The 8,668-nt window shown below is 60.3% G+C and carries 8 protein-coding genes (1 of these 8 cut by a window edge); 2 read left to right on the forward strand and 6 right to left on the reverse strand.

The genetic code is table 11. The annotated features are described in order from the left end of the window. Nucleotides 1-277: 277 nt before the first annotated feature. The 6 genes from AC5O5R_RS00550 to AC5O5R_RS00575 form a co-directional block, all read right to left on the reverse strand. The gene (locus AC5O5R_RS00550) at nt 278-493 is read right to left on the reverse strand and encodes a DUF1127 domain-containing protein (protein WP_172221798.1); all 216 of its coding nucleotides are present in this window, start codon (nt 491-493) and stop codon (nt 278-280) included. A 407-nt stretch (nt 494-900) separates the two neighbouring features. Next, nucleotides 901-2,394, reverse strand: coding sequence for a succinyl-CoA:acetate CoA-transferase ScpC (scpC, locus tag AC5O5R_RS00555; protein WP_172221795.1), 1,494 nt, complete (start codon nt 2,392-2,394; stop codon nt 901-903). Between the two features lie 183 nt (nt 2,395-2,577). Continuing rightward, nucleotides 2,578-4,029 (reverse strand): NAD(P)(+) transhydrogenase (Re/Si-specific) subunit beta, encoded by a 1,452-nt coding sequence (locus tag AC5O5R_RS00560; protein ID WP_172221792.1) that lies wholly within the window; start codon nt 4,027-4,029, stop codon nt 2,578-2,580. Nucleotides 4,030-4,031: 2 nt separating this feature from the next. Then, nucleotides 4,032-4,346 carry an NAD(P) transhydrogenase subunit alpha part 2 gene (locus tag AC5O5R_RS00565; protein ID WP_003256966.1) on the reverse strand — a complete coding sequence of 105 codons (315 nt, stop codon included), beginning with the start codon at nt 4,344-4,346 and terminating at the stop codon, nt 4,032-4,034. An 11-nt stretch (nt 4,347-4,357) separates the two neighbouring features. Continuing rightward, the gene (locus tag AC5O5R_RS00570) at nt 4,358-5,479 is read right to left on the reverse strand and encodes a Re/Si-specific NAD(P)(+) transhydrogenase subunit alpha (RefSeq protein ID WP_172221789.1); all 1,122 of its coding nucleotides are present in this window, start codon (nt 5,477-5,479) and stop codon (nt 4,358-4,360) included. 433 nt (nt 5,480-5,912) lie between these two features. Next, nucleotides 5,913-6,812, reverse strand: a complete 900-nt coding sequence (locus AC5O5R_RS00575; protein ID WP_494514885.1) for a LysR family transcriptional regulator — start codon at nt 6,810-6,812, stop codon at nt 5,913-5,915. Between the two features lie 161 nt (nt 6,813-6,973). On the opposite strand from AC5O5R_RS00575, the gene AC5O5R_RS00580 reads away from it, so the two are divergent. Both AC5O5R_RS00580 and AC5O5R_RS00585 read left to right on the forward strand, forming a co-directional pair. Continuing rightward, nucleotides 6,974-8,155, forward strand: a complete 1,182-nt coding sequence (locus AC5O5R_RS00580; RefSeq protein WP_172221783.1) for an acyl-CoA dehydrogenase — start codon at nt 6,974-6,976, stop codon at nt 8,153-8,155. A 14-nt stretch (nt 8,156-8,169) separates the two neighbouring features. Beyond that, nucleotides 8,170-8,668, forward strand: the 5' end (the start) of a protein-coding gene (locus AC5O5R_RS00585; protein ID WP_494514886.1) for a CaiB/BaiF CoA transferase family protein. It continues 722 nt past the right edge of the window; only the first 499 of its 1,221 coding nucleotides appear in the window; its start codon is at nt 8,170-8,172; its stop codon lies beyond the right edge, outside the window.

The raw sequence follows: 8,668 nt of genomic DNA on the forward strand, positions 1-8,668 counted from the left end.
GGTGTTCTGTTTATCGGACGCCTGGATAGCGCGTCTCGGTACTTTGTACAGCGGTTCTACCAGACTGTTAAGCGAAGCGTATCACGCGCGGGTGTTTCTGGATGTTAATCAACAGCGCGCCAAGGAACTGTACCTGTCATAATCCGAAACTAGAAAATTGTACCTGTTGCGAGCGGATCGCTCTAGCACGCGCCCTTAAACACAAAAAAACCCGCTGCAGTCACCTGCAGCGGGTTTTTGAAATTCGCGGTGCCGGCCGAAGCCGGCAAGCCGGAGCTTAACGCCAGAAAGGCTTGCTCAGCTCTTCGTAACGCTGCGACTCGCTGATACCGGCATCAGCCAGCAGGCGGGCGTCCAGGCGAGCCAGTTGACGGCGGCTGGCCATGCGGCGCTGCCACAGCAGCAGGGTGGACAATGCGCGCAGCGGCATCGAGGCGTTGGATTGCTGGGTGTTGCTTTCAAAAACGAGACCGGAACTGAGGGTACGTTCCATGATGCTTCATCCTTCCGCTTATGGCGGGATTAGGTAGTGGTTTAACTGATGCCAATGATCCTCCTCTCTTGTCCATAACAGTAGATACAGTTCTGTTGAAAGACGATGGCTCAGTTAACTGTGTAACCCTACTGTTGCACTCGAAATTGGCGTAACTGTACTGGTCTGCACATTATTGGTGCGTTTTGAGGTTGGAGGCGGATAGGGCAAGCTAAAGGCTGGTAGAAATACCAGTACAGTAGGACAGTTTATGATCGCAGTTAGGTTGAGGAGTTGAGCGGCGTGTCGCGAACACTCCGCAAAGCGGTGGCTGGCACCGGCTGTGCCGGTGTCGGCGATTAAAGCCGCTCCTGCAGAGAGCGTTATCGGGACAGCAGTGTTGCCCTGCTATCCCGACCAGAGGTGGATCAGCTAGCCAGCATGCGCCCGGTTTCTTCCAGGTTTTCGTGCCAGCTCAGTGCTTCACGCAGGATATGCGGGGTATGGCCGCCACGTTCGCAGGCGCGATCGAAGTAGTCGTTCAGCGCCGCCCGGTAGTCAGGATGAACACAGTTGTCGATGATCGCCCGTGCGCGCTCGCGCGGCGCCAGGCCTCGCAGGTCGGCCAGGCCTTGCTCGGTGACCAGGATGTCCACGTCGTGCTCGGTGTGGTCGACATGGCTGACCATCGGCACCACGCTGGAAATCGCCCCGCCTTTGGCAATCGACTTGGTGACGAACACGGCCAGGTGGGCATTACGGGCAAAGTCACCCGAGCCACCAATACCGTTCATCATCCTGGTGCCGCACACGTGGGTGGAGTTGACGTTGCCGTAGATATCGAACTCCAGTGCGGTGTTGATGCCGATAATGCCCAGGCGACGCACTACTTCCGGGTGGTTGGAGATTTCTTGCGGACGCAGTACCAGCTTGTCCTTGTAGCGCTCCAGGTTGCCGAACACGTCAGCATTGCGGCGGGTCGACAAGGTGATCGAGCTGCCCGAGGCGAAGCTGAGTTTGCCGGCGTCGATCAGGTCGAAGGTGGAATCCTGGAGTACTTCGGAGTACATGGTCAGGTCTTCGAACGGCGAGTCGATCAGGCCGCACATCACCGCGTTGGCGATGCTGCCGATACCGGCCTGCAGCGGGCCGAGCTTGTTGGTCATGCGGCCAGCGTCGACTTCCTTCTTGAGGAAGTCGATCAGGTGGTCGGCGATGCCCTGGGTTTCGCCATCCGGCGGCAGCACGGTGGACGGTGAGTCCGGCTGGTTGCTGATGACGATGCCGACGATCTTGGCCGGGTCGATCGGGATTGCGCTGCTGCCGATGCGATCATCGACCTTGACCAGCGGGATTGGCGTGCGGGTCGGCCGGTAGGTCGGGATATAGATGTCGTGCAGGCCTTCGAGGTTGGTGTTGTGCGAGAGGTTGATCTCGACAATCACCTGCTTGGCGAAGATCGCAAAGCTGGCCGAGTTGCCCACCGAGGTGGTCGGCACGATGTGCCCTTGCTCGGTAATGGCCACGGCTTCGATCACGGCGATGTCCGGCAGCTTGAGCTGCTGGTTGCGCAGTTGTTCGACGGTTTCAGACAGGTGCTGGTCGATGAACATCACCTTGCCATCGTTGATGGCCTTGCGCAGGGTGCTGTCGACCTGGAACGGCATGCGGCGAGCCAGCACGCCGGCCTCGGTCAGTTGCTTGTCCAGGTCGTTGCCGAGGCTGGCGCCGGTCATCAGGCTGATTTTCAGTGGCGACTGCTTGGCACGTTCGGCCAGGGCATGCGGTACGGCCTTGGCTTCGCCGGCGCGGGTGAAACCGCTCATGCCGACGGTCATGCCGTCCTCGATCAGACCAGCGGCATCAGCCGCACTCATTACCTTGCTGTGCAGGGAGGACAAGCGGATACGATCACGGTACATGGATTGTTATCTCGGGCTACTGAAACTACTGCAGCGCAGTCTAGAGACTTCGCCCATTGCCGTCCCACGACCATGGTCGTATGAGAGGCACTGGAGTAGAGCCGTTGATCCGGATCAACAAAAGAAAAGCCCCGGTACATGCTGACCGGGGCTTCCTTTATATCAACTGGTTTGCAGCGGGCGTCATTCCACCGCCTTGACCATGTCTTCGATGACTTTCTTGGCGTCGCCGAACACCATCATGGTCTTGTCCAGATAGAACAGCTCGTTGTCCAGGCCGGCATAGCCGCTGGCCATGGAGCGCTTGTTGACGATGATGGTCTTGGCCTTGAACGCTTCGAGGATAGGCATGCCGGCAATCGGCGACTTGGGGTCGTTCTTCGCCGCCGGGTTGACCACGTCGTTGGCACCGAGCACCAGAACCACGTCGGCCTGGCCGAATTCGGCGTTGATGTCTTCCATCTCGAACACTTGGTCGTAAGGCACCTCGGCTTCGGCGAGCAGCACGTTCATGTGCCCGGGCATCCGCCCCGCCACGGGGTGGATCGCGTATTTCACGGTCACACCGTTGTGGGTCAGCTTCTCGGTCAATTCCTTCAGCGCGTGCTGGGCACGGGCAACCGCCAGGCCGTAGCCAGGGACAATGATCACGCTGTCGGCATTGCTCAGCAGGAAGGTGGCATCGTCGGCCGAGCCGGACTTCACCGGGCGCTGCTCTTTCGAACCTTGCGCCGCGCCGGCATCGGTATCACCGCCGAAACCGCCGAGGATGACGTTGAAGAACGAACGGTTCATCGCCTTGCACATGATGTACGAAAGGATCGCACCGGACGAGCCGACCAGCGAGCCGGCAATGATCAGCATCGAGTTGTTAAGCGAGAAGCCGATACCTGCTGCTGCCCAGCCCGAATAGCTGTTGAGCATCGACACCACTACCGGCATGTCTGCACCGCCAATAGGGATGATGATCAGCACGCCCATGATGAAGGCCAGGACCAGCATCAGGGTGAAGGCGCTGTAATGGCCGGTGAAGGTGAACAGCAGCCCCAGCGCAATGGTGGTCAGGCCGAGGATCAGGTTCAGCTTGTGCTGGCCGGCGAACTGTACCGGTGCGCCCTGGAACAGGCGGAACTTGTACTTGCCCGACAGCTTGCCGAAGGCGATCACCGAACCGGAGAAGGTGACTGCACCGATGGCTGCACCGAGGAACAGCTCCAGGCGGTTGCCGGTGGGGATCGGGTCGCTGATGGCGGCAACGATACCCATAGATTGCGGTTCGAGCACGGCGGCGATGGCGATGAAAACCGCAGCCAGGCCGATCATGCTGTGCATGAAGGCGACCAGCTCGGGCATCTTGGTCATCTCGACGCGCTTGGCCATGATCGAGCCGGCGGTGCCGCCGATCAGCAGGCCGACCAGCACGTAGCCGATGCCGGTGGTAGCCCCGCCGTTGCCAACAGAGAGCGCCGCGAGCTTATAGATGAGGCCCACCGTCGTGAGGATGGCGATCCCCATGCCGATCATGCCGTACAGGTTGCCGCGCCGCGACGTGGTCGGGTGCGACAGGCCCTTGAGCGCCTGAATGAAGCAGATCGAGGCGACGAGGTAGAGGAGCGTTACCAGATTCATGCTCATGCTTACTTCTGCGCCTCGTTCTTGGTTTTCTTCTTGAACATCTCAAGCATGCGGCGGGTGACCAGGAAGCCACCGAACACGTTGACTGCGGCCAGTGCTACGGCAAGGGTACCCATCAGCTTGCCTGCCGGGGTCACGGTCAGCGCGGCGGCCAACATGGCGCCAACGATGACGATCGCCGAAATGGCGTTGGTCACGGCCATCAATGGGGTGTGCAGCGCCGGGGTGACGTTCCAGACCACGTGGTAACCCACATAAATGGCCAGCACGAAGATGATCAGGTTGTAGATGCCATGGGAAATCAGCATGTCTTCCATTGTCGTGCTCCTTAGCCGTTCTTGCGGACGACTTGACCATCGCGGCACATCAGGCAGGCCGCGACGATGTCGTCTTCGAGGTTGATGACCAGTGCGCCGTCCTTGTCGAACAGCAGCTTCGTGAAGTCCAGCAGGTTGCGTGCGTACAGCGCCGACGCATCGGCACCCACCTGGGCCGGCAGGTTGGTCGGGCCGACGATGGTCACCCCGTTCTGTTGCACCACTTGGTCGGCGACGGTGAGCGGGCAGTTGCCGCCCTGGGCTGCGGCGAGGTCGATGACCACCGAACCTGGCTTCATCTGCGCAACGGTTTCGGCACTGAGCAGGGTCGGCGCCTTGCGCCCGGGAATCAGCGCCGTGGTGATGACGATATCCGCCTGCTTGGCACGCTCATGCACGGCCTGGGCCTGGCGTTGCATCCAGCTTGCCGGCATTGGTCGCGCATATCCGCCGACGCCTTCGGCGCATTCGCGCTCCTCGTCGGTCTCGTAGGGCACGTCGAGGAATTTGGCGCCCAGCGATTCGATCTGCTCCTTCACTGCCGGGCGCACATCAGACGCTTCGATCACTGCCCCCAGCCGCTTCGCCGTGGCGATGGCCTGCAGGCCGGCAACGCCCGCCCCAAGGATCAGTACCCGTGCGGCCTTTACGGTGCCGGCCGCCGTCATCAGCATGGGCATGAAGCGCGGGTAGTGATGGGCAGCCAGCAACACTGCCTTGTAACCGGCGATGTTGGCTTGCGACGACAGCACGTCCAGGCTTTGTGCCCGTGAGGTGCGTGGCGCGGCTTCAAGGGCAAAGGCGGTAATACCGCGTTCGGCCATCTTGCCGATCAGCTCGCTGTTGAAGGGGTTGAGCATGCCCGCCAGCAGGCTGCCGCTGTTGATCAGGGCCAGCTCCTGGTCGTTGGGCGCGACCACCTTGAGTACCAATTGGGCGCCGTAGGCATCGGCCGCACTCCCCAGGGAAGCGCCCACGGCCTCATAGGCACTGTCCGGAATGCTGGCGTTTAGCCCTGCCCCCCGTTGGACGGTGACCTGATGGCCCTGGCCAATCAGTTTCTTGATGGTTTCCGGGGTCGCTGCGACCCTTGTCTCACCGGTCTGCGTCTCGAGAGGAACACCAATGTGCACGACTATTTCTCCTGCGGTGACCTTTGTCTTTGTAAAAGCCAGCACACTGCGGATGGTGAGCTGGGGCGGCTGTGGAGCGCCAACCCGCCGTATCCCGGGCGGGCGAAGCATTTTGCAGACGAACCCGGGGGTCTTCAACCGGTTATGGAGCGAAACGAACTCAAAACTACAAGTCACCCTGTGACCGCATGTCGCAGCACTACAGCTGCAGCCTCTCAAACATGGGCTATTGGCAGGTTAGAAGAAAAAATCAAAATATTTCAGGGCACTTCGCTTACGACTGGGTGAATGTCGCAAAATAGCCCGCAAAGCCGCGTAATAAGCAGGGTTAAAGGGTATTTTTATGCCTGCGTAACAGTTTGCGATAATGCGACAAATACATACATCTGTAGGTGTTTAAAATAATTGACTACCGAGTCAAGTTATCGCAGGTTCATGCTTTGCCTATATAGGCCTGGGCCTGGTGCAGCAGCCAGTCGCGAAAGGCACGCAGCGAGCCAGACTCGACCTTGCGCTCCGGAATCATCAGATAGTAGGCCTTGTCGCTACTCAGGGCGTGTCTGTTAGCGACCACCAACCTACCTTCCTCCAACTCGCGCTGAATCAGGAACGGCGGAATCAGGGCGATACCCATGTCGTGCATGGCCGCCTGGGCGAGCATCGAGAATAGTTCATAGCGCGGGCCTGTCATGTCGCGTTCCATATTCATGCCCAGGCTGCCGAACCACTGCCGCCAGGCGTACGGGCGGGTGCTCTGCTGCAGCAGTGGCAGTTGCCCGATGCGCCGCGCCTCCAGCATGTCCTCCTCGCCCAGTAGTGCCGGGCTGCACACCGGCACCGGGTTCTCCCCCATCAGCCGGTGCGACTGGGTGCCCGACCAGTCGGCATCGCCAAAGTAGATGGCGGCATCGAAGGTAGTGTCGGCGAACAGAAACGGGCGTGTGCGGTTGGTGAGGTTGACCGTGACCTCGGGGTGGCATTGCTGGAAGTCTTTCAGGCGCGGTAGTAGCCACTGGGTGCCAAAGGTGGGCACTACCGCCAGTTCGATCACATTGGCGCCCTGTTGGCGCATTACAGAGAGCGTGTCGCGCTCCACGGCGTCCAGTTGCGCGGCTATCTGGCGGCTGTAGGACAGGCCTGCTTCGGTCAGCTTCACGCCCCGTCGCGAGCGCCGGAACAGTTCGACATTAAGGAACGCCTCCAGGCCGCCTATCTGCCGACAGACAGCGCCCTGGGTCAGGGCGAGTTCCTGGGCGGCCTTGGTAAAGCTCTCGTTGCGCGCCGCTGCTTCGAAGCAAACCAGGGCGGCGGTACTGGGGATCTTGCGGCGCATGTACGTCAACCTCACTCGTAACGCAGTCAATATGGCGTTTTGCCGATTTACGAAGTGACAAATTATCACTAATAGGTGCGCAATCCTCGTTTGTCCCGCCGGCTAATCAGGCCTAGGCTCAAAGGCACAAGAAACTGCCCCCTATTTCGAGGATTTCGCTCATGGCCGGTAAAGCAAGCTTCAACTGGATCGACCCGCTGCTGCTCGATCAGCAGCTCACTGAAGAAGAGCGCATGGTGCGTGACAGCGCTTATCAGTTCGCCCAGGACAAGCTGGCCCCGCGTGTGCTCGAGGCCTTCCGTCACGAGCAGACCGACCCGGCGATCTTCCGCGAGATGGGTGAAATCGGCTTGCTGGGGGCAACCATTCCCGAACAGTACGGTGGCAGTGGCCTGAATTACGTGTGCTACGGCCTGATCGCTCGAGAGGTCGAGCGTATCGACTCGGGCTACCGGTCGATGATGAGCGTGCAGTCGTCCCTGGTAATGGTGCCTATCAACGAATTCGGCACCGAAGCGCAAAAACAGAAATACCTGCCCAAGCTGGCCAGCGGTGAGTGGATCGGTTGCTTCGGCCTCACCGAGCCCAATCATGGCTCCGATCCTGGGTCGATGATCACCCGTGCCAGGAAGGTCGACGGCGGCTATCGCCTCACTGGCAGCAAGATGTGGATCACCAATAGCCCGATCGCCGATGTATTCGTGGTCTGGGCCAAGGATGATGCGGGTGATATTCGCGGCTTTGTTCTGGAGAAAGGCTGGGAAGGCCTCAGCGCCCCGGCGATCCATGGCAAGGTCGGCCTGCGTGCCTCTATCACTGGCGAAGTCGTCATGGACAACGTATTCGTGCCGGAAGAAAACATCTTCCCCGACGTGCGTGGGCTGAAAGGCCCGTTCACCTGCCTGAACTCGGCCCGCTATGGCATCTCCTGGGGCGCGCTGGGCGCCGCCGAGGCCTGCTGGCACACCGCACGGCAGTACACCCTGGACCGCCAGCAGTTCGGTCGACCTTTGGCTGCGAATCAGTTGATCCAGAAGAAGCTGGCGGACATGCAGACTGAAATCACGCTGGCCTTGCAGGGTTGCCTGCGCCTGGGGCGCATGAAAGATGAAGGTACGGCTGCGGTGGAAATCACCTCTATCATGAAGCGGAATTCCTGCGGCAAGGCCCTGGATATCGCGCGCATGGCACGTGACATGCTGGGCGGCAACGGCATCTCCGACGAGTTTGGTGTGGCCCGTCACCTGGTCAACCTTGAGGTGGTCAACACCTATGAAGGTACTCACGACGTGCATGCACTGATCCTGGGGCGTGCGCAGACCGGTATCCAGGCCTTCTATTAACAAGGAGCCAGCCCATGGGCGCGCTATCACATCTGCGGGTACTGGACCTTTCGCGCGTGTTGGCCGGCCCATGGGCTGGCCAGATCCTCGCTGACCTTGGTGCCGACGTGATAAAGGTGGAACGCCCTGGCAGTGGCGATGATACCCGCTCATGGGGGCCGCCCTTCCTCAAGGACGCCGAGGGTGAGAACACCAGCGAGGCGGCGTATTACCTTTCGGCCAATCGCAACAAGCGCTCGGTAACCATCGACTTCACGCAGCCCGAAGGGCAACGCCTGGTGCGTGAGCTGGCGGCCAAGTGCGATATCGTCATCGAGAACTTCAAGGTTGGCGGGTTGGCTGCCTACGGCCTGGACTATGCGAGCCTGAAGGCGCTCAACCCGCAGCTTATCTATTGTTCCATTACCGGCTTCGGCCAGACCGGGCCCTATGCCAGGCGCGCGGGTTATGACTTCATGATCCAGGGGCTTGGGGGGCTGATGAGCCTGACGGGCCGCCCGGAAGGCGAGGACG

It is taken from the genome of Pseudomonas sp. 8_5_2 (genome assembly GCF_059295255.1).

Coding starts and splice junctions, on each gene's coding strand:
- AC5O5R_RS00550 (WP_172221798.1), bottom strand. CDS start 493: ATGGAACGTACCCTCAGTTCCGGTCTCGTTTTTGAAAGCAACACCCAG.
- scpC (WP_172221795.1), bottom strand. CDS start 2,394: ATGTACCGTGATCGTATCCGCTTGTCCTCCCTGCACAGCAAGGTAATG.
- AC5O5R_RS00560 (WP_172221792.1), bottom strand. CDS start 4,029: ATGAGCATGAATCTGGTAACGCTCCTCTACCTCGTCGCCTCGATCTGC.
- AC5O5R_RS00565 (WP_003256966.1), bottom strand. CDS start 4,346: ATGGAAGACATGCTGATTTCCCATGGCATCTACAACCTGATCATCTTC.
- AC5O5R_RS00575 (WP_494514885.1), bottom strand. CDS start 6,812: ATGCGCCGCAAGATCCCCAGTACCGCCGCCCTGGTTTGCTTCGAAGCA.
- AC5O5R_RS00580 (WP_172221783.1), top strand. CDS start 6,974: ATGGCCGGTAAAGCAAGCTTCAACTGGATCGACCCGCTGCTGCTCGAT.